This is a genomic window from Actinomycetospora aeridis (assembly GCF_037400275.1).
Taxonomy (GTDB): domain Bacteria; phylum Actinomycetota; class Actinomycetes; order Mycobacteriales; family Pseudonocardiaceae; genus Actinomycetospora; species Actinomycetospora aeridis.
This window is the reverse complement of record NZ_JBBEGL010000001.1, coordinates 164,402-182,268: the sequence shown is the minus strand read 5'-3', so window position 1 is coordinate 182,268 and position 17,867 is coordinate 164,402. Positions and strand designations below refer to the sequence as shown.

The 17,867-nt window shown below is 74.2% G+C and carries 20 protein-coding genes; 11 read left to right on the top strand and 9 right to left on the bottom strand.

Annotation, left to right across the window (positions count from 1 at the left end; genetic code table 11):
• Window positions 1-15 precede the first annotated feature (15 nt).
• Genes WCD41_RS00905 through WCD41_RS00895 form a run of 3 tightly spaced genes read left to right on the top strand, consistent with a single transcriptional unit; the run spans window position 16 to window position 1,883 of the window.
• On the top strand, window positions 16-408 hold the full coding sequence (locus WCD41_RS00905) for a nuclear transport factor 2 family protein (protein WP_337711488.1): 393 nt from the start codon (window positions 16-18) through the stop codon (window positions 406-408).
• Between the two features lie 12 nt (window positions 409-420).
• Window positions 421-1,077, top strand: a complete 657-nt coding sequence (locus WCD41_RS00900; protein ID WP_337711487.1) for a class II aldolase/adducin family protein — start codon at window positions 421-423, stop codon at window positions 1,075-1,077.
• Window positions 1,078-1,112: 35 nt separating this feature from the next.
• Window positions 1,113-1,883, top strand: coding sequence for a GntR family transcriptional regulator (locus tag WCD41_RS00895; protein ID WP_337711486.1), 771 nt, complete (start codon window positions 1,113-1,115; stop codon window positions 1,881-1,883).
• Here the strand turns inward: WCD41_RS00895 and WCD41_RS00890 are convergent.
• From WCD41_RS00890 to WCD41_RS00875, 4 genes are all read right to left on the bottom strand, one after another.
• A complete protein-coding gene (locus tag WCD41_RS00890) occupies window positions 1,840-2,730 on the bottom strand; it encodes a VOC family protein (RefSeq protein WP_337711485.1) in 891 nt (296 codons plus the stop codon). The two genes, WCD41_RS00895 and WCD41_RS00890, sit on opposite strands and share 44 nt — an antisense overlap.
• Window positions 2,727-3,635, bottom strand: coding sequence for a fumarylacetoacetate hydrolase family protein (locus WCD41_RS00885; protein ID WP_337711484.1), 909 nt, complete (start codon window positions 3,633-3,635; stop codon window positions 2,727-2,729). Before WCD41_RS00885 ends, WCD41_RS00890 begins: the two co-directional genes overlap by 4 nt.
• A 26-nt stretch (window positions 3,636-3,661) precedes the next feature.
• Window positions 3,662-4,813, bottom strand: a complete 1,152-nt coding sequence (locus WCD41_RS00880; protein WP_337711483.1) for a quinone oxidoreductase family protein — start codon at window positions 4,811-4,813, stop codon at window positions 3,662-3,664.
• 63 nt (window positions 4,814-4,876) lie between these two features.
• Entirely contained in the window at window positions 4,877-5,473 is a 597-nt protein-coding gene (locus WCD41_RS00875) for a dihydrofolate reductase family protein (RefSeq protein ID WP_337711482.1), read from the bottom strand.
• Window positions 5,474-5,610: 137 nt separating this feature from the next.
• Here WCD41_RS00875 and WCD41_RS00870 point away from each other — a divergent pair, with 137 nt between their 5' ends.
• Complete coding sequence (locus tag WCD41_RS00870) at window positions 5,611-6,822, top strand: pyridoxal phosphate-dependent aminotransferase (RefSeq protein ID WP_337711481.1); 1,212 nt, start codon at window positions 5,611-5,613, stop codon at window positions 6,820-6,822.
• Between the two features lie 61 nt (window positions 6,823-6,883).
• On the opposite strand, the gene WCD41_RS00865 is transcribed toward WCD41_RS00870, so the two are convergent.
• Both WCD41_RS00865 and WCD41_RS00860 read right to left on the bottom strand, forming a co-directional pair.
• On the bottom strand, window positions 6,884-7,657 hold the full coding sequence (locus WCD41_RS00865; RefSeq protein ID WP_337711480.1) for an ABC transporter permease: 774 nt from the start codon (window positions 7,655-7,657) through the stop codon (window positions 6,884-6,886).
• Window positions 7,654-8,289, bottom strand: a complete 636-nt coding sequence (locus WCD41_RS00860; RefSeq protein ID WP_337711479.1) for an ATP-binding cassette domain-containing protein — start codon at window positions 8,287-8,289, stop codon at window positions 7,654-7,656. Before WCD41_RS00860 ends, WCD41_RS00865 begins: the two co-directional genes overlap by 4 nt.
• Window positions 8,290-8,377: 88 nt before the next feature.
• Here WCD41_RS00860 and WCD41_RS00855 point away from each other — a divergent pair, with 88 nt between their 5' ends.
• The 7 genes from WCD41_RS00855 (at window position 8,378) to WCD41_RS00825 (ending at window position 14,531) form a co-directional block, all read left to right on the top strand.
• Entirely contained in the window at window positions 8,378-8,551 is a 174-nt protein-coding gene (locus tag WCD41_RS00855) for a hypothetical protein (RefSeq protein WP_337711478.1), read from the top strand.
• A 125-nt stretch (window positions 8,552-8,676) separates the two neighbouring features.
• Window positions 8,677-9,339, top strand: coding sequence for an HAD family hydrolase (locus WCD41_RS00850; RefSeq protein ID WP_337711477.1), 663 nt, complete (start codon window positions 8,677-8,679; stop codon window positions 9,337-9,339).
• Window positions 9,340-9,418: 79 nt separating this feature from the next.
• Window positions 9,419-10,618 (top strand): sedoheptulose 7-phosphate cyclase, encoded by a 1,200-nt coding sequence (locus WCD41_RS00845; protein ID WP_337711476.1) that lies wholly within the window; start codon window positions 9,419-9,421, stop codon window positions 10,616-10,618.
• Window positions 10,615-11,418: an O-methyltransferase gene (locus WCD41_RS00840; RefSeq protein WP_337711475.1), complete on the top strand. Its 804-nt coding sequence runs from the start codon at window positions 10,615-10,617 to the stop codon at window positions 11,416-11,418. The genes WCD41_RS00845 and WCD41_RS00840 overlap by 4 nt, the downstream gene beginning before the upstream one ends.
• A gap of 10 nt (window positions 11,419-11,428) precedes the next feature.
• On the top strand, window positions 11,429-12,217 hold the full coding sequence (locus WCD41_RS00835; RefSeq protein WP_337711474.1) for a TauD/TfdA dioxygenase family protein: 789 nt from the start codon (window positions 11,429-11,431) through the stop codon (window positions 12,215-12,217).
• Window positions 12,214-13,521: an ATP-grasp domain-containing protein gene (locus WCD41_RS00830; protein ID WP_337711473.1), complete on the top strand. Its 1,308-nt coding sequence runs from the start codon at window positions 12,214-12,216 to the stop codon at window positions 13,519-13,521. Before WCD41_RS00835 ends, WCD41_RS00830 begins: the two co-directional genes overlap by 4 nt.
• Complete coding sequence (locus WCD41_RS00825; protein WP_337711472.1) at window positions 13,521-14,531, top strand: D-alanine--D-alanine ligase family protein; 1,011 nt, start codon at window positions 13,521-13,523, stop codon at window positions 14,529-14,531. Before WCD41_RS00830 ends, WCD41_RS00825 begins: the two co-directional genes overlap by 1 nt.
• A gap of 86 nt (window positions 14,532-14,617) precedes the next feature.
• Here WCD41_RS00825 and WCD41_RS00820 read toward each other — a convergent pair whose 3' ends face one another.
• The 3 genes from WCD41_RS00820 to WCD41_RS00810 are packed head-to-tail and all read right to left on the bottom strand — an operon-like array spanning window position 14,618 to window position 17,864.
• Window positions 14,618-15,391, bottom strand: coding sequence for an ABC transporter permease (locus tag WCD41_RS00820; RefSeq protein WP_337711471.1), 774 nt, complete (start codon window positions 15,389-15,391; stop codon window positions 14,618-14,620).
• Window positions 15,388-16,320 (bottom strand): ABC transporter permease, encoded by a 933-nt coding sequence (locus tag WCD41_RS00815; RefSeq protein ID WP_337711470.1) that lies wholly within the window; start codon window positions 16,318-16,320, stop codon window positions 15,388-15,390. Before WCD41_RS00815 ends, WCD41_RS00820 begins: the two co-directional genes overlap by 4 nt.
• Window positions 16,320-17,864, bottom strand: a complete 1,545-nt coding sequence (locus WCD41_RS00810; RefSeq protein WP_337711469.1) for an ABC transporter substrate-binding protein — start codon at window positions 17,862-17,864, stop codon at window positions 16,320-16,322. The genes WCD41_RS00815 and WCD41_RS00810 overlap by 1 nt, the downstream gene beginning before the upstream one ends.
• Window positions 17,865-17,867: the final 3 nt, after the last annotated feature.

The window sequence follows — 17,867 nt, the reverse complement described above, 5'->3', positions numbered from 1 at the left end:
ATCAGAGGAGATCGCATGTCCGACTGGGTCACCGACTACTACGCCGACGTCGACGCGCTACGCCTGGAGCCGTTCGTCGCGCGGCACGCCGAGGACGCGGTGGTCGTCTTCGGCAACCAGCCGCCGACGGTCGGGATCGCCGCGATCCACGACGCCTTCGAGGGCTTCTGGGCGATGATCGGCGGGATGCGCCACGAGGTGCACCACCGCTGGGACGAGAACGACGGGGCGACCGCGATCCTCGAGGTCACCACCCACTACACGACGAAGGGCGGCGCTCACGTCCCGCTGCCGTGCGTGTCGATCCTCGACCGGAACGCCGAGGGCAAGGTGACCTCGCTGCGCATCCACATCGACCTGGCGCCGCTGTTCGCCGCGATGGAGCAGGAGGCCCAGCCCGTCCCGTGACGGACCTCCCCGATGTCCCCGGTGCCCCCGAGGTGGCCGAGCAGGTCGCGCTCGCCGCGCGCGTCCTGGCCCGCCACGGGGCTGGTCACCGCGTTCGGGCACGTGTCGGCGCGCGTCGGGGACCTCGTGGTGATCACCCCGCCGACCGCGCCGGGCGACGTCACCGCCGACACGCTCGTGACGGTCGGGGTCGCGGCCGACGAGCTGCCGGCCGACGCCGCGCCCGAGACCTGGGCGCACCTGGCGGTCTACCGCGCCCGCCCCGACGTCGCCGCGGTCGCGCGGGCCCAGCCCGAGGCCGCGTTCGCCGCCGCCGCGGTCGCCCGCGAGCTCGCGCCGCTGCACGGTCAGGCCGCCTGGCTGGGCCGCCGGGTGCCGGTGCACGAGCTCGCGCGCCTGCTGCGCGACCCGGACCGCGCCGCGGCGGCCGCCCGGACCCTCGGCGACGAGGACGCGGTGCTGCTGCGCGGCAACGGGGCACTGACCGTCGGCGACACCCCCGGCGCGGCGGTGGCCCGGATGTGGCTGCTCGACGCGGCGTGCCGGGTGCACCTCGCCGCCGCGGGCCACCAGGCTCGGGCCCTCGACGACGAGGACGTCGCCGCCTGGCGCCAGGCCGCCCCGCCCCTGCTCGACCGGCTGTGGCGTCACCTGGCGGGCTCGTCGTGACGCGATCACTCCCGCCGCCTGCATACACTCCCTCGGTGTCGATCGGTGAGCTCATCGGGGGCCGGGACGGGCTGCGCATCCCCGACCCGCGCCAGACGAGCGTCAGCGTGCACACCTACCTGCGCGACCTGATCATCAGCGGCGACCTCCCGCCGGGGACCCAGCTCAAGCAGGCCGAGCTCGCCCGTGTCCTTGCGGTGTCGCGGACGCCGCTGCGCGAGGCGTTCCGGATGCTGCAGGAGGAAGGGCTCATCTCCGCGGAGCCCAACCAGCGCAGCCGGGTCGTCGGCCTGGACGCCCAGGAGCTCGACTCGCTCTACGCCGCCCGGATCACCCTCGAGTCGCTCGGGGCGCGCCTGACCGCCGGGAAGCTCAGCCGCGAGGAGACCCGCAGCGCGACCGCCGCGTTCCGCGAGATGGAGCGCACCTACCGCGCCGGCGACATGGCGAGCTGGACCGTCGCCCACCGCGGCTTCCACCGCCTGCTCGTGGGGCGGTGCGGGACGACGGTGCTGCGCACCATCACCTCCTACGCCCAGCAGAGCGAGCGCTACGTCCGCATCGACCAGTCGCAGCACGGCAACGACTTCTCCGCCCGCCAGCAGGAACACCAGGCGATCTTCGACGCCGTGCGCGGGGGCGACGGCTCCGCGGCGGTCGCCGCGATGGCGTGCCACCTCGCCGGCACCGCCCGGCGCGTGGTCGACGGCCACGCGCCCGGCCACGGCACGCCGTGCGTGGACGCGGCGATGTCCCTGCTGCTCAGTGGTCCAGACTCGGCGGGTCCACCGGCCCCCACTGGTTGACGGTCGCCATGTCGACCTCCCACGTCCGCGGGCCCATCGGGAACTCCTCGTGCCAGGGGCGCGGCTCCCAGTAGCCCTTGGCCTCGTCGTGCACGACGTCGATCTGGGTGAACAGCTCGATCACGTTGCCGTCGGGGTCGCGGTGGTAGGTGAACAGGTTGTGGCCCGGCCCGTGCCGCCCGGGGCCCCAGTGCAGCCGGTAGGAGTGCTGGGCGAGGTGGTCGAGCATCGAGATCAGGTGGTTCGGGTCGCGCATCTCGTAGGCGACGTGGTGCATGCCGGAGTACTTCCGGCTCGCCATGAAGTTCGCGGCGTGGTGGTCGGCGTTGCAGCGCAGGAAGACGAAGAAGTCGCCGACGGTGTCCGACCACCGGAACCCGAGCAGGTCCTGGTAGAAGGCCTGCATGCTCGCGAGCTCGGGCGTGTAGGCCGCGACGTGGCCCAGCTTGGTCGGGCGCAGCGGGGTGAAGCCCTGCACGCCGCTGGGGTCCTGCGCGGTGACGAGGTGCAGCGGGACGCCGGTGTTCGGCTCCTCGAGGACCAGCACGTCCGGCGTGCCGGGGCCGATGTCGGTGCGCCGCTCGGTGACGTAGCCGGCGTCCTTGAGCCGCTCGGCGGCCGCGTCGAGGTCCTCCCGGATCTCGTAGCCGACGACCTGACGGGCGCACGCGGCGCCCTGCGTCACGACCACGCAGTGGTGATCGGTGCCGGTCGTCAGGAACGCGCCGCGGGAGTCTCCCTCGACGAGCACGAAGTCCAGGACCTTCGTGTAGTACTCGACGAGCCGCTCGACGTCCGGGGTCTCGAAGCCGACGTAGCCGAGCTTCGAGACGGTCACCGCGGTCATGAGACGTCCTCTCTCTCCGTGACGGGATTGCGCAGCGCGCCCAGCCCGTCGATCTCGGCGACCGTCTCGTCGCCGGGGGCCAGGAAGTCACCGCGCGGGAAGCCGACGCCGGCCGGGGTCCCGGTGGCGATCACATCGCCCGGCTCGAGGGTCACCGCCGCGCTGGCGGCGGCGATGAGCCGGTCGATCGGGGTGACCATGTCGGTGGTGCTCGAGTCCTGCTTCACCACGCCGTTCACCGACAGCCGCAGCGCCACCGCCTGCGGCTCGGTGATCATCCAGGAGGGCACGATCCCCGGCCCCAGCGGGCAGAAGGTGTCGCCCGCCTTGGCGAGGACCCAGTCGTGCCCGAACGGTGGCGCGACCGCGTCGGGGCGCTCGAGCAGGTCGCGCGAGGAGACGTCGTTGACGATCGTCCACCCGGCGACGACCTCGTACGCCCGCTCGACGGGGACGTCGGCGCACCGGCGGCCGATGACCGCCCCCAGCTCCACCTCCCAGTCGATCTTCCGGCCGGCACGGGCGGGCAGCACGATCGCCTCGTCGGGCCCGATCACCGAGGTGGTCGGGGGCTTGAAGAAGAAGTAGGGCTCGACGGACCCCTCGGGGCGCGCGACGCCCATCTCGGCGAGGTGGGCGTAGTAGTTCGCGCCCGCGCAGAGCACCTTGCGGGGGTAGAGCAGCGGGGCGGCCAGCGCCGCGCCGGGCACCGGATCGAGCCGCTCGGGGTCGAGGGCGCGCAGCGTGGGGGCGAGGGTGTCCCACTCCCCCAGCACCTCGAGCATCGTGCGCCCGGCGATCTCGTCGGGGGCGCGGCGGATGACGCCCGCGGCCCGGACGCCGACCTCGGCCTTCGACACGTCCCCCTGGTGGTGGGTGACGAGCATCCACGGCGCCTCGCGCACGTGTCCTCCCCTTCGTCCGTGGTCGGTCAGGTGACGTCGGCGGCCGCGGTCGTCAGCACGATCCGGCCCATGTTGTCGTCGGCCTCGAGGAAGCGGTGCGCGTCGGCCGCCGCCTCCAGCGGGAAGGAGCGGTCGACGACGGGACGGAAGCCGCGTCCGACCTCGGCCCACAGCGCCCGGGCGCTCGCGGCGTTGCCGGTGCGCACGCCGAGGATCCGCTGGTTGAGCGTGTAGAGCCGGGCCAGGTCCAGCGGCACGGTGCCCCCGAGGAAGGCGCCGGAGGAGACCAGGACGCCCCGCGGGGCGAGGACGTCGGTGAGGCGGGCGAAGATGTCGGGCTCGCCCAGGTCGTCGACGGCGACGGCGACCCCCGCCCCGCCGGTCACCGCGCGGACGTCGTCGACGAAGGACGCCGCCGTCGGGTCGAGCGCCGCCTCGAGACCCAGCCCGCGCAGCCGCTCGCGCTTCCAGGCGGCGCGCGACGTCCCGATGACCCGCGCGCCGAGGTGGCGGGCGAGCTCCGCGGTGGTCGCGCCGAGCGCGGAGGCGGCGCCCGCGACGAGCACCCAGTCACCGGCGCGCAGGCCGGCCTGCTGCAGCTGGTTCATCGCGACGGGGCCGGCGAGGGCGACCCCGGCGGCGGTCGCGGGGTCGAGGTCGTCGGGGATGGCCCACACCGCGGCCTCCGGGACCACCGTGTACTCGGCGTAGGCGCCCGGGCCGTGCACCCCGGCGATGTGCAGGCGCGGGCAGGCCTCCGTGCTGCCCGCCGCGCAGGCCGTGCAGTCGCCGCAGCCGAGCACCGGCCAGACGGCGACGTGCTGGCCGACCGCGACGCCGCGCACCTCGTCGCCGGTCTCCACGGTCGAGCTCCGCTGCGCTGCGTCTCCGACGGCCACCACCGTGCCCGCGTGCTCCACCCCGAGCACGTGCGGCAGCGCGGGCTTCACCGGATGGCGCCCGGCGCGCAGGGAGACGTCGAGGAAGCGTCCGACGCACACCGCGGCGACCCGGACGAGCACCTCACCGGGACCGGGCGCGGGCGTGGGCACCGCGTCGAGGCGCAGCACGTCGGGCGGGCCGAAGCGGTCGAACACGACCGCCGCCATCGTGCCGGGGATCTCGGGCGGGACGGCGGGCCACACGGCGGGCACGGGACTCGCGGAGAGGGTCGGCATCGACGGGGCTCCCTTCGTCAGCGTCGCCATAGTGCACACACTTTGACGGCCCACGCAATGCGCTCAGCCGCCGCGGCGCACCCGGTACCGGAAGTGCGTGACGCGCCGCCCCGGCACGACCAGGTAGGGGTCCTCGAGCACGAGCTCCGGGGCGTCCGCGCCGAAGAACCGCTTGCCGCGGCCGAGCACCACCGGCGCCAGGTCGATCTCCACCTCGTCGATCAGCCCGGCCGCGAGCGCCTGGCCGCCGACGTCGCCGGCCGTCACGGTGACGTCGCCGTCCCCGGCGAGCTCCGTCGCCGCCGCGACCGCGGCCTCGACGCCCTCGGTGACGAACGTGAACGGCGCCGTGCCGTAGTGCGGCCAGTCGGTCGGGACGGTGTGCGTTAGCACCACGACGTGCTCGCCGGCCGGCGGGCGCCCCTCCCAGCCGTTCGTGTGGTCGAACAGGTGGCGGCCGATCACCCCCGCCCGGGCGCGGCCCCACTGCTCGCGCATCCAGTCCGCACTCTCCTTCCCCGTGCGGAAGGGGCGCTGCTCGTCGCCGGCGTGGACGTCGACCTCGCCCGCAGTGAACCAGTCGAAGATCGGGCCCACCGAGTCGTCGGGACGGGCGATGAAGCCGTCGAGGGACATGGTCGCCACCAGGATCACGCTCATGAGACCGGACGGTATCGCTCTAGGACTCTTTATTCAACCAACTAGTTGAGCAACCAGGGGTCCCGGTCACACGTCCTCGTTTGGTAGACCGGGACGCGGTCCAGTGCTCGACGACGAGTGTGCGAGAGGTAGTGCCCGTGGAGTTCCGCCAGTCGAACAAGCTGCGCGACGTCTGTTACGAGATCCGCGGACCCGTGGTGGAGCAGGCCAACCTGCTGGAGGAGGCGGGCCACAGCGTCCTGCGCCTCAACACCGGCAACCCCGCGCTGTTCGACTTCGAGGCGCCCGAGGAGATCGTCCAGGACATGATCCGGATGCTCCCCCGGGCGCACGGCTACACCGACTCGCGGGGCGTGCTGCCCGCGCGGCGCGCGGTCGCCCAGCGCTACCAGGCGCGGGGGCTCGAGGTGGACGTCGACGACGTCTTCCTCGGCAACGGGGTCTCCGAGCTGATCTCGATGGCCGTGCAGGCGCTGGTGGAGGACGGCGACGAGGTGCTCGTCCCCGCGCCCGACTACCCGCTCTGGACCGCCGTCGCGACCCTCGCCGGCGGGAACGCCGTGCACTACCGCTGCGACGAGCAGGCGGACTGGGCGCCCGACCTCGACGACGTCGCGAAGAAGATCACCGACCGCACCAAGGCGCTCGTGATCATCAACCCCAACAACCCCACCGGCGCGGTGTACTCGAAGGAGGTCCTCGAGGGCCTGCTCGACCTCGCCCGCCGGCACGGGCTGATGGTGATGGCGGACGAGATCTACGACCAGGTGCTCTACGACGACGCCGTGCACCACGACGTCGCCTCGCTCGCTCCCGACCTCGTCGTGCTCACGTTCTCCGGGCTCTCGAAGACCCACCGCGTCGCCGGCTTCCGCTCCGGCTGGCTCGTCGTCACCGGCCCCCGCCAGCACGCGCGCGACTACCTCGAGGGCCTGGCCATGCTCGCCTCGATGCGCCTGTGCGCGAACACCCCCGCGCAGTACGCGATCCAGGCCGCGCTCGGCGGGCGGCAGACGATCGGCGAGCTCTGCGCCCCGGGCGGGCGGCTGCGCGAACAGCGCGACAAGGCGTACGAGAAGCTCAACGCCATCCCCGGCGTCTCGTGCGTCAAGCCCCGCGGCGCGCTCTACGCCTTCCCGCGTCTCGACCCGGACGTCTACCCGATCAAGGACGACGAGCAGTTCGTGCTCGACCTCCTGCGCGAGGAGAAGATCCAGGTGGTGCAGGGCACGGGGTTCAACTGGCCCACGACCGACCACTTCCGCATCCTGACCCTCCCCCACGCCGCCACCCTCGACGACGCGATCACCCGCATCGGCTCGTTCCTGGAGACCTACCGCCAGGACTGACCGGTGGGCGAGACACGGCGTGTGTCGGCGTGGCTGGAACACCCACCCGGGCGAGCGAGCGTCAGGACGCCGTGCGGGAGGGCACGACGAGGCGGTGGTCCGGGGTGAAGAGGTTCCGCACGACGCCCAGGGCCACGACGGTCGTGGTCGTGGCCGCCGCGGCGAGCACGAGGAACATCACCACCGCCTGCACGAGCACCGCCGAGACCGGGTCGACGCCGGCGAGGATCAGCCCGGTCATGGCGCCCGGCAGGAAGACCAGTCCCGTGGCCTTGGTCGTCTCGATCTGGGGCGTCAGGGCCGAGCGCAGCGCCGCCCGCAGGTAGGGCCGCGACGCCTGGGACGAGGGCTGCCCGAGCGCCAGGCGCGCCTCGACCTCGTCGCGCTTGTCCCGCAGCTCCTCCAGGAGGCGCCGCCCGACGAGGACGGTCGCGGTCATGGCGTTGCCGATGATCAGCCCGGCGATCGGCACGAGGGTCTTGGAGCTCAGCGGCAGCACGCCCAGGCCGAAGATCACGGCCATCGTCACCGCGCTCGCCGCGAGGAACGCCGTCGCCGCGATCGGCAGGAGCCGCGGCACCTCGGGAGCGCGCTGCCGGGCCGTCCACCCGGCGTAGCCGACCATGAGCGCCACCCACAGCCACGACCACCACAGCGAGCGCTCGGGCGCGAGCAGCAGCACGAGGACGCCGCCGACGATGAGCAGCTGGACCAGGGCGCGCGCCGCGGCCCAGAGGATCGAGAGCTCGAGGCCCAGCCGCCAGACCAGGGAGACGCCGGCGGCGACCGCCACGAGCAGCAGGGAGACGGCGAGCCCGGCGATGCTGACGGTCACGTCGTCACCCGGCCCTCGCCGACGTGCAGGACGCGGTCGCCGACGCGGCGCACCTGCTCCTCGTCGTGTCCCACCCACACGACCGTCAGGCCGTCGCGGGCGAGCTCGAGCACCGAGCGCTCGAACGCCCGCCGCGGGCCCTCGTCGAGCGCGGAGGTCGGCTCGTCGAGCAGCAGCGCCTCCGGCTCGGTGATCAGCGTCCGGGCCAGGCACATCGGCTGGAGCTCGCCGCCGGAGAGGGTGTCCGCGCCGCGGTCGAGCAGGTCGGCGTCGAGCGAGACCCGGCCGAGCACCCGCCGGACCGCCTCGCCGTCGGCGTCGGGCGCGGCGACGGCGAGGTTGTCGCGCACGGTCCCGGCGAACGGCGTCGCGCGCTGGAAGACCATGCCCACCCGCCGGCGCAGGGCGAGCACGTCGAGCTCGTCGAGCGGCGTGCCGCGGTAGGAGACGGTGCCCGACTCCGGGACGTCGAGGCGGTCGAGCAGCCGCAGCAGCGTCGTCTTGCCGGCGCCCGACGGGCCCCAGAGCACCGTGATCCCGTCGGCCGGGATGTCGGCGTCGATCCCGTCGAGCACGGCGCGCCCGCCGCGGCGGACGACGACGTCGCGCAGCGCGAATCCCTCATCGGTCACGTGCCCCCGGGTGCCCGGTGTGCGGCGAGGGTGCACCTGCCGGGATATCAGGTACCGTCGGTACCGCCTATCTGAGGGAGGAACCACCATGCTGGGCGACATCGCCGGCACCGCGCCCCTGCGCGAGGCCCTGGAGACCACCAACAGCCTGCTCGAGCAGGTCCTCGACGAGCTGCGCCGCGTCAACGCCGACGGGCTCGCGACCGTGGCGCAGGAGCTGCGCGCCATCCAGGACGCGCTGCCCGCCTCCGAGAGGGCCTGACGGAGGTCGGTGACGGGCCCGCCGGTTGCCCGTCACCGAACTCTCCGCCGGCACGTTTCGACCCCTCCTGCTCGGGGACCCGCGTCGGGGCGCGACAGCCGCGCCGTGACCTGAAGGGACCCGCGGTGAGCGCACTCCTGTTCGGCTCGATCAGCAGCATCGCCGACACCTCCGAGATCCAGCGCGCGGCCTTCAACGAGGCCTTCGCCGAGCACGGCCTCGACTGGAACTGGGACCGCGACGACTACCGCTCCCGTCTCGACCGGGCGGGCGGTGCCCAGCGGATCGCCGAGGAGGCGCGCCGCCGCGGCGAGGACGTCGACGCCGACGCCGTGCACGCCACCAAGTCGCGGATCTTCCGCGAGAAGCTGCGCACCGAGGGCGCGGCGCCGCGCGACGGGGTCCTCGACACCCTCGGCGCGGCCAAGAGCAACGGCTGGAAGATCGGGTTCGTCACGACCACCTCGCGCGACAACGTCCTCGCGGTGATCGACGCCCTCGGCCCCGCCGTCGGCCCCGACGACTTCGACGTCGTCGTCGCCAGCGACCAGGTCGACGCCGTCAAGCCCGACCCGGCCGCGTACGCGTTCGCGCTGCAGGCGCTCGGCGAGGACGCCGGTGCCGCCGTCGCGATCGAGGACAACCCCGACGGCGTGCGCGCCGCCGAGGCGGCCGGCGTCACCTGCCTCGCGTTCCCCAACGAGAACACCGCCGCCGTCGACTTCCCCGGCGCCGCCCGCCGCGTCGACCGCCTCGCCGCCGACGACGTCACCGCGCTCGCCGCCTGACCTCCGGGCGTCCGCCCCCACCTCCACCTGCAGGCCGCCGCGCCCGGCGGTCCGATTCCTCACGCCCGGACGGAGTCAGATGACCGCCGAACCGACCCTCACCGCCACCGACACCGCCTTCCACGTCGAGGGCTATCAGAAGATCGACTACTCGCTCGTGATCACCGACGGGGTGTTCGCGCCGCACAACACCGGTCTCGCGGACGCCTACCGTCCGTACGGCCGCTGCCTGGCGGTCGTCGACGCGACCGTCGCCGAGCTGCACGGCGACGCCATGCGCGTCTATTTCGACCACCACGGGATCGACCTGACGCTCTTCCCGATCGCGATCGACGAGGCCGACAAGACGCTGCGCACCGCAGAGCGGATCGTCGACGCCTTCGGCGACTTCGGTCTCGTGCGCACCGAGCCCGTCCTCGTCGTCGGCGGTGGCCTGACCACCGACGTCGCCGGGTTCGCGTGCTCGATCTTCCGGCGCGCGACGAACTACATCCGCATCCCGACCACGCTCATCGGGCTCGTCGACGCCAGCGTCGCGATCAAGGTCGCGGTCAACCACGGCAAGGCGAAGAACCGCCTCGGCGCCTTCCACGCGAGCCAGCAGGTGTTCCTCGACTTCTCGTTCCTCGCGACCCTGCCCACCGAGCAGGTGCGCAACGGGATGGCGGAGCTCATCAAGATCGCCGTCGTCGGCAACGAGGGCATCTTCGAGCTGCTCGAGAAGTACGGGGAGGACCTGCTGGCGACGCGGTTCGGGCACCTCGACGGCTCCCCGGAGCTGCGCGAGGTGACCGACCGCCTCACGTGGAACGCGATCGAGACGATGCTGCGCCTCGAGGTGCCGAACCTGCAGGAGCTCGACCTCGACCGCGTCATCGCCTTCGGGCACACCTGGAGCCCGACCCTCGAGCTCGCGGGCGACGAGCCGTTCTTCCACGGCCACGCGATCAGCGTCGACATGGCGCTCTCGACGACGCTCGCGCAGCGCCGCGGCTACATCACCGAGGCCGCCCGCGACCGCGTGCTCGGGCTGATGAACCGCCTCGGGCTCTCGCTCGACAGCCCGCACCTGACCGCGGAGCTGCTCGCGGACGCGACCGAGAAGATCCTGCAGACCCGCGACGGCCTGCTGCGTGCCGCGGTGCCGCGCCCGATCGGGACGTGCCACTTCGTCAACGACCTCGACGCCGGGGAGCTGACCGAGGCGCTCGCCGCGCACCGCGAGGTCTGCGCCGGGCTCCCGCGCGCCGGCCTCGGCGTCGAGGTGTTCCGGCGGTGAGCGCGCCGCCCCGTCCGGTCACGCCGGTCGGCATCCTCGCGGCGGCGCTCGAGCGGGTCGCCGAGGGGCTCGACGGCGTCGCGGACGTGCCCGGCGCCGTCCGCGACGACCTGGACCGCGCCCGCGCCCTGGCCGGCGGGCTCGACCCCTACCTGGAGCGCTGCACGACGCCGGAGTCGCCGGCGCTCGCCCGGCTCGCCGCCGCGACCCACGAGCGCGACTGGTCGGCGCGCGACGACGCCGCGGTGTTCCTCGAGCAGGAGATGCTGTCGGGGCACGTCGAGGGGCAGGCGCTCAAGATGCTCGTCGCGGCGACACGGGCCCGGCGGGTGCTCGAGATCGGGCTCTTCACCGGCTACTCCGCGCTGGCCATGGCCGAGGCGCTGCCCGAGGGCGGGCGGCTCGTCGCGTGCGAGCTCGACGCCGAGGTCGCCACCGCCGCCATCCGCTCGTTCGCGGGCTCGCCGGCGGGCGGGCGCATCACCGTCGAGGTCGGGCCGGCCGCGCAGACCCTCGCCTGGCTGGCCGCGGCGGGCGAGCAGTTCGACCTCGTCTTCGTCGACGCCGACAAGGCCGGGTACGCCGGCTACCTGACGACGCTGATCGACGGCGGGCTGCTCGCGCCCCACGGCCTGGTCTGCGTGGACAACACGCTGATGCAGGGCGAGCCGTACCTGGGCACGACCGGCGCCAACGGCAAGGCCATCGCCGACTTCAACGACACCGTCGCCGCCGACCCGCGCGTCGAGCAGGTCCTCCTGCCCCTGCGCGACGGCCTGACCCTCATCCGTCGGGCCTGAGGAGGACCGCGTGCAGACCACCCCCCAGGACCCGATCGGCGTCGAGGTGATCGGGCTCGACCTCGCGGCCGGGCTGGACGACGACCAGGTCACCAGCCTGCGCACGCTGCTCGGCGAGCACGGCGTCGCCGTCATCCCCGGCCAGGGCGGCCTCGACGACGACGGCTTCGCGGCGTTCCTCGCCCGCTTCGGCGAGATCACGTTCACGACCGGCGAGACCCCGGTGGAGGGCCGCGACGACCTCAACGTCGTCAGCAACGTCGGGCGCACGACGCCGCCGCGCAGCGTCTTCCACGTCGACACGAGCTACGTCGCCCGGCCGCCCACGTACACGGCGCTGCGGGCCGTGACGATCCCGGAGTCGGGCGGCGAGACGCTGTTCACCAACCAGTACCGGGCCTACGAGACCCTGCCCGGCGACATCCGCTCCCACCTCGCCGGGCGCACCGTCACCCACGTCGTCAGCGGCCTGGCCCCCGAGGACGCCGGGCCCGAGACCAGCGCCGAGCACCCCGTGTTCCGGCGCCACCCCGTCTCCGGGCGCACGTCGCTCTACCTGTCGACGCCCGAGCGCTGCGTGGAGATCAGCGGCATGGACCGCGGCGCGTCGCGGACGACGATCGGCTACCTCTACGAGCACTCCACCGCCGAGGAGAACACCTTCCGGCACGCCTGGTCGCCCGGGGACGTCGTCATCTGGGACAACGGTTGCGTCCTGCACCGCGCCGACCACGCCGACGTCTCGGGCGACCGTGTGATGCACCGGGGGATGGTCACGGCGCCGGAACCCGTCCCGTGAACCGCCTGAAGTCCCTCGGCGCGCTGGCGCTGCTCACCGTCCCGCTGCCCGTCACGCTCGCCGTCACCGCCGCGGCCCTCGTGCGCTCGCTGGTCGTGCCCGCCCACCGCGCCGAGGCCGTCGCGCCACGCACCGTCCTGCTCACCGGCGGCAAGATGACCAAGGCGCTGGCGCTGGCGCGGGCGTTCCACGCCGCCGGGCACCGGGTGGTGCTCGCCGAGTCGGCCAAGTACCGCCTCACCGGGCACCGGTTCTCCCGCGCCGTCGACACCTTCCGCGTGATCCCCGAGCCGGGGGCGGCGGGCTACGTCGAGGCGCTGCGCGACGTGGTGGTCGCCGAGGGCGTCGACGTGTGGGTGCCGGTGTGCAGCCCGGCCGCCAGCCGGTACGACGCGCTGGCCAAGCCGGTGATCGCCGAGTTCTGCGAGGTCCTGCACCCGGATCCCCAGGTCCTGCGCATCCTCGACGACAAGGACCGGTTCGCCGAGGCCGCCGACACGCTGGGGCTGCCCGTCCCCGAGACCCACCGCGTCACCGATCCCGCCCAGGTCGAGGGGTTCGACTTCGACGCCCGCCCCGGCCCGTGGATCCTCAAGAGCGTCCCGTACGACCCCGTCGCCCGCCTCGACCTCACGACGCTGCCGCGGCCCACCCGCGAGCAGACCGCCCGGCTGGCCCGCACAAAGCCCATGTCGGACGACGCGCCGTGGATCCTGCAGGCCTTCACCCCCGGGCAGGAGTACTGCACCCACGCCACCGTGCGCGAGGGCCGTGTGCAGGTCTGGGCCTGCTGCGAGTCGTCGGCGTTCCAGCTCAACTACGCGATGGTCGACAAGCCCGAGATCGAGGAGTGGGTGCGCCGCTTCGTCGGCGCCCTGCGCGTCACGGGGCAGGTGTCGTTCGACTTCATCGAGACCGACGACGGGCGCCTCGTCGCGCTCGAGTGCAACCCCCGCACCCACTCGGCGATCACGATGTTCCACCGCGACCCGGAGGCGCTCGCCCGCGCGTACCTGGAGGACGGCGACGCCGGGCCCCTGACGCCGAGCCCCGGCAGCCGACCCACCTACTGGCTCTACCACGAGCTGTGGCGGATGGTCTCGCGCCCGTCGACGCTGGGCGAGCGGCTCGCGGTGCTGCGCGCCGGCACCGACGCCGTGTTCGACCGCGACGACCCGCTGCCGTTCCTGCTGCTGCACCACCTGCAGATCCCGTCGCTGCTGCTGCGCGCCCTCGTCACGGGGAAGCCCTGGATCCGCGTCGACGTCAACATCGGCAAGCTCGTCGAGCCGGCGGGGGACTGATGCGGGTCCTCCACCTCGCGGGTTCGGCCGTCAGCGACTTCCACGCCGACCTGTCGCTGACCTACGCCCGCGGGTGTCTCGAGAGCATCGGCGACGCCTACGAGTCCCATCCGTGCGTCGTCTCCCCCGACGGCTCGTGGCGCTTCCCGGCGTCCTTCGAGCCCGACGTCATCGCCGACGCGCCGCCGTTCGACCCACCGGGCGCGCTGGCGCACCTCGGCCGGCTCGGGCTCGACGTCGTGCTCCCGCAGATGTTCTGCCTGCCCGGCATGACGTCCTACCGGTCGCTGTTCGACGTGCTCGGCGTCCCGGTCGTCGGGAACCCCGGCGAGGTCATGGCGATCGGCGCACGCAAGGCCGCGGCGAAGGCGGTGGTCGCCGCGGCGGGGGTGGACGTCCCGGCCGGGGAGGTGCTGCAACCTGGGGAACGCCCGACCGTCGCGCCGCCCGCGGTGGTCAAGCCGGAGGACGCCGACAACTCGCTCGGCGTGACGCTGGTGCGCGCGCCCCAGGAGTTCGACGCCGCCCTCGACGCCGCGTTCGCGCACGCCGGGCGCGTGGTCGTCGAGGAGTTCGTGCCGCTGGGGCGGGAGGTGCGCTGCGGGCTGATCGCACGGGACGGTGAGCTGGTCGTGCTGCCCCTCGAGGAGTACGTCCTCGACGCCGACACCCGCCCCATCCGCGGGTACGCCGACAAGCTCGCGCCGAGCGCCTCCGGCCTGCGGCTGGTCGCCAAGGACAACCCGGACGTCGTGATCGTCGACCCCGACGACCCGCTGACCGCGCGCGTCGGGGACGTGGCGAAGCGCGCCCACGTGGCGCTGGGCTGCCGCGACTACTCGCTGTTCGACCTGCGCGTCGACCCCTCGGGGCGCCCGGTGTTCCTCGAGGCGAGCCTCTACTGCTCGTTCTCCCCGGCCAGCGTGCTGGCGGTGATGGCGGAGGCCGGCGGGATCGGGCTCGACGAGCTGCTGGCCACCGCGGTCCGGGGTGCGCTGGCGCGCAGGTGAGCACTAGGGAGTGCTCTGGCACTCGATGGTGCTCACGTGCGCGGAGCGCCCCAGGGCCGCGGTGGTGGACGCGTCGAGCATCGCGGTCATCTCGTCGCACAGCAGGTACGCCGGGTCTGCGCGATCCACCCCAGCGCCACCGTGCTCGCGACGAGCGCCGCCGCCGGCGCCACCACGAGCCAGGGCGCGACGAACACGTAGGTGCGTCCCTCGGCGAGCATCGCGCCCCACTCCGGCGTCGGCGGCTGGACCCCGAGCCCCAGGAACGACAGCCCCGCGAGGGTCAGCACCGTGCCGGCGAACCGCGCCGCGACCGACGCGAGCAGCGGCGAGGCGACCGCCGGCAGCACGTGGTGGCCCAGGACCCGCGCCGGACCGGCGCCGAGTGCGGTCGCCGCCAGCACCCAGTCCTCCCCGCGCACCGCGACCGTCAGGCGGTGTGCCTGCCGGGCGAACGGCGCCCACCCGGTCGCCACGATCGCGAACAGCGCCGCCGTGAGACCCGAACCGAGCACCGCGGCGACCACCAGCCCGACGAGCAGGGCCGGCAGCGCCACGAGCACGTCGACCAGCGCCTGCGTCCCGCGCGCCAGCGGATGGCGCGGCCACCAGCCGCTGGCCAGGCCGCTCGCGGTGCCGACGGCGACCGCGACCGCGAGCGCGAGGAGCCCGAGCCCCAGGGAGTACCGCACCCCGCCGAGGACCCGGGCCAGCACGTCGCGCCCGAGCTGGTCGGTGCCCAGGGGGTGCGCCGACGAGGGCGGGGCGAGGCGGTCCGCGAAGTCGACGGCCTCCGTGGGCCAGTCGACGACACCGATGACGGCGAGCACGACCAGCGCCGCGAGGACGGTGGGCTTCACGGTCGAAGCCGGGGGTCGGCGGCCATCTGCGCGAGCTCGGTGACGAGCGCCGCGAGCAGCGCGACCGCGACGACGAGGACCAGCCCGGCCTGGATCACCGGCAGGTCGCGGTCGCCGACGGCCTCGGCGAGCGACCGGCCCAGCCCGGGCACGGCGAACACCACCTCGACGACCACGGCACCGCCGAGCGTCCCGCCGAGGAACGGGCCCGCGCCCGCCACGACCGACGTCAGCGCGCGCGGTACGACGTGCACCAGCAGGGTGCGGCGCGGCGAGAGCCCCTTCGCCTGAGCGGTCCGGACCGACGGGTGCCCGAGCACCTCCGCGGTCTCGGCCCGCACGAGCCGCGCGACGAGGGCCGCCGGCCACACCGCGAGGGTGAGCACGGGCAGGACCGCCTCCTGCGGGCTGCCCCACCCCAGCGCCGGGAGCCACCCGGCCCCGACGGCGACGACGAGCACGAGCACCGGGCCCAGGACGAACTCCGGCACGGCCAGGGCCACCGCGCCGCCCCACCGGGTGGCCCGGTCGGCGGTCCCGTCCGGACGTCCCGCCGCGAGTGCGCCGAGCGGGACGCCGACGGCGAGCGCGATCGTCAGCGCCAGCGCGGCCAGCACCAGCGAGACCCCGGCCGCCGCGAGGATCTCCGGCCCGACCGGCGAGCGGGTGGTGAACGACGTCCCGAGGTCGCCGCGCACCGCCCCGACGAGCCAGTCGAGGTACTGCGTCGCCACCGGCCGGTCGAGCCCGAGCTCGCGTTCCAGCCGCTCCTCGGTCGCCGGGTCCGGCGTCGACGAGGCGCTGCGGGCGCGGACCACCGACCGGGTCACCTCGCCGCCGAGCAGCCGCGGGAGCACGAACACCGCGACCGACGTGACGAGCAGGACCGGCGGGATCCAGAGAAGCCGGCGGAGGGCGACGGCGAGCACTACTCCACGGGCGCCGGGGCCAGCGTCGGCAGCACCGGGCGCAGGTCGAGCGGGTCCGGGGTGAAGCCGGTGACGCCCCGCTCGGCGGCCGTGTTCTGCGGGTGCACGAGCGGCACGTTGACGGCGTCCGCGGTCAGCGTCGCGGCCGCGGCCCGGAACACCTCGGCCCGCTGCACCGGGTCCTCGACCGCGCCGAGTCCGGCGACCGAGGCGTCGAACGCGGAGCTGCAGTAACGGTCGATGTTGTAGGAGCCGTCGCACGTGTAGTCCGAATCCAGGACGCCCGCGGGGTCCGGGAAGTCGGAGAGGTAGCTGCGGGAGTTGATGAACATGTCGAAACGGCCGGCGAGCAGCTCGGGCTCCTGCGCGGCGTAGTCGCCGAGGGTGATGTCGACGGCGATCCCGGCCGGCTGGAGCTGGGCGGCGATCGCCGAGGCGAGCACCGGCAGCTCGGGGCGGTTGGGGAACGTCCACAGGCGCACGCGCAACGCGTTCTGCGGGCCGTACCCGGCCTCGGCCAGCAGTGCTCGGGCCGCGGGCACGTCGGCCGCCGGCGGGGCCGTCGTCGCGCCGTACGGGACGGCGGGCCCGAAGAGGTCGGCCGCCGGGGCCGCGGAGCCGCCGAGGACCTGGTCGGCGAGCACGTTGCGGTCGAGCGCGGCGGTGACCGCGCGGCGGACCCGCACGTCGTCGAAGGGCGCCGCCGAGCCGTTCAGCTGCAGGAGGACGGTGCGCGCGGACGGGTACTCGGAGAACCGCACGTCGGGGTCGCCCTGCAGGCTCGCCCGCGAGGTCTCGGGGAGGCCCTCGGTGAACCCGACGTCGCCGGAGCGCAGGGCGAGCTCGCGGGTCTGGGGCTCGGTCACGTAGTCGACGGTGACCTGCGACGACGCCGCCGGCGGGCCCCAGTAGGCGTCGTGACGCCGCAGCGTGGCGCCCTGCGTCCCGCGGATCTCGGTCATGCGCAGCGGCCCGGTGCCTGTGTCCTGCGGCGAGGGTTGCGCGCCCGCGGCGTACGCCGCGGGCGAGAGCACCGAGGTGGTGCCGGAGCTCAGGCGCAGCGGCAGGACGGGGTCGGGCGCGTCGGTGCTGACCCGGACCGCACCGGGGCCGTCGGCCGCGACGCGCATCCCGAGGTCGGCGATCGAGCGCGGCGGGGAGGGGCGGGAGAGCACCCAGTTCAGCGCGGTGACGACGGCGGCGGAGTCGAGGCGCGCGCCGTCGTGGAACACCACGCCGTCGCGCAGCGCGAAGCGCCAGGTCCGCCCGTCACCTTCGCGGGCCCAGGAGGTCGCGAGGCCGGGCACGGGGTTGCCCTGCGGGTCGAGCCCGACCAGCGGCTCGGCGACGCCGAGCTTGGTCAGCAGGGCACCGTCGTCCGCGTCGAACGCGTACGCCGCCCGTGGCGGGAACTGGAGCGCCACGCGGATGCCCTGCTCGTCGGGCGCGTCGGTGGCGTCGGTGGCGTCGGTGGCGGAGGTGGAGCAGCCGGCGAGCAGGAGCAGCGAGACCGCGACGACGAGAGACCGGAGCACGTAGCTCATCGT

Coding starts and splice junctions, on each gene's coding strand:
- WCD41_RS00905 (WP_337711488.1), top strand. CDS start 16: ATGTCCGACTGGGTCACCGACTACTACGCCGACGTCGACGCGCTACGC.
- WCD41_RS00900 (WP_337711487.1), top strand. CDS start 421: ATGTCCCCGGTGCCCCCGAGGTGGCCGAGCAGGTCGCGCTCGCCGCGC.
- WCD41_RS00890 (WP_337711485.1), bottom strand. CDS start 2,730: ATGACCGCGGTGACCGTCTCGAAGCTCGGCTACGTCGGCTTCGAGACC.
- WCD41_RS00880 (WP_337711483.1), bottom strand. CDS start 4,813: ATGCCGACCCTCTCCGCGAGTCCCGTGCCCGCCGTGTGGCCCGCCGTC.
- WCD41_RS00875 (WP_337711482.1), bottom strand. CDS start 5,473: ATGAGCGTGATCCTGGTGGCGACCATGTCCCTCGACGGCTTCATCGCC.
- WCD41_RS00855 (WP_337711478.1), top strand. CDS start 8,378: ATGCTGGGCGACATCGCCGGCACCGCGCCCCTGCGCGAGGCCCTGGAG.
- WCD41_RS00845 (WP_337711476.1), top strand. CDS start 9,419: ATGACCGCCGAACCGACCCTCACCGCCACCGACACCGCCTTCCACGTC.
- WCD41_RS00825 (WP_337711472.1), top strand. CDS start 13,521: ATGCGGGTCCTCCACCTCGCGGGTTCGGCCGTCAGCGACTTCCACGCC.
- WCD41_RS00810 (WP_337711469.1), bottom strand. CDS start 17,864: ATGAGCTACGTGCTCCGGTCTCTCGTCGTCGCGGTCTCGCTGCTCCTG.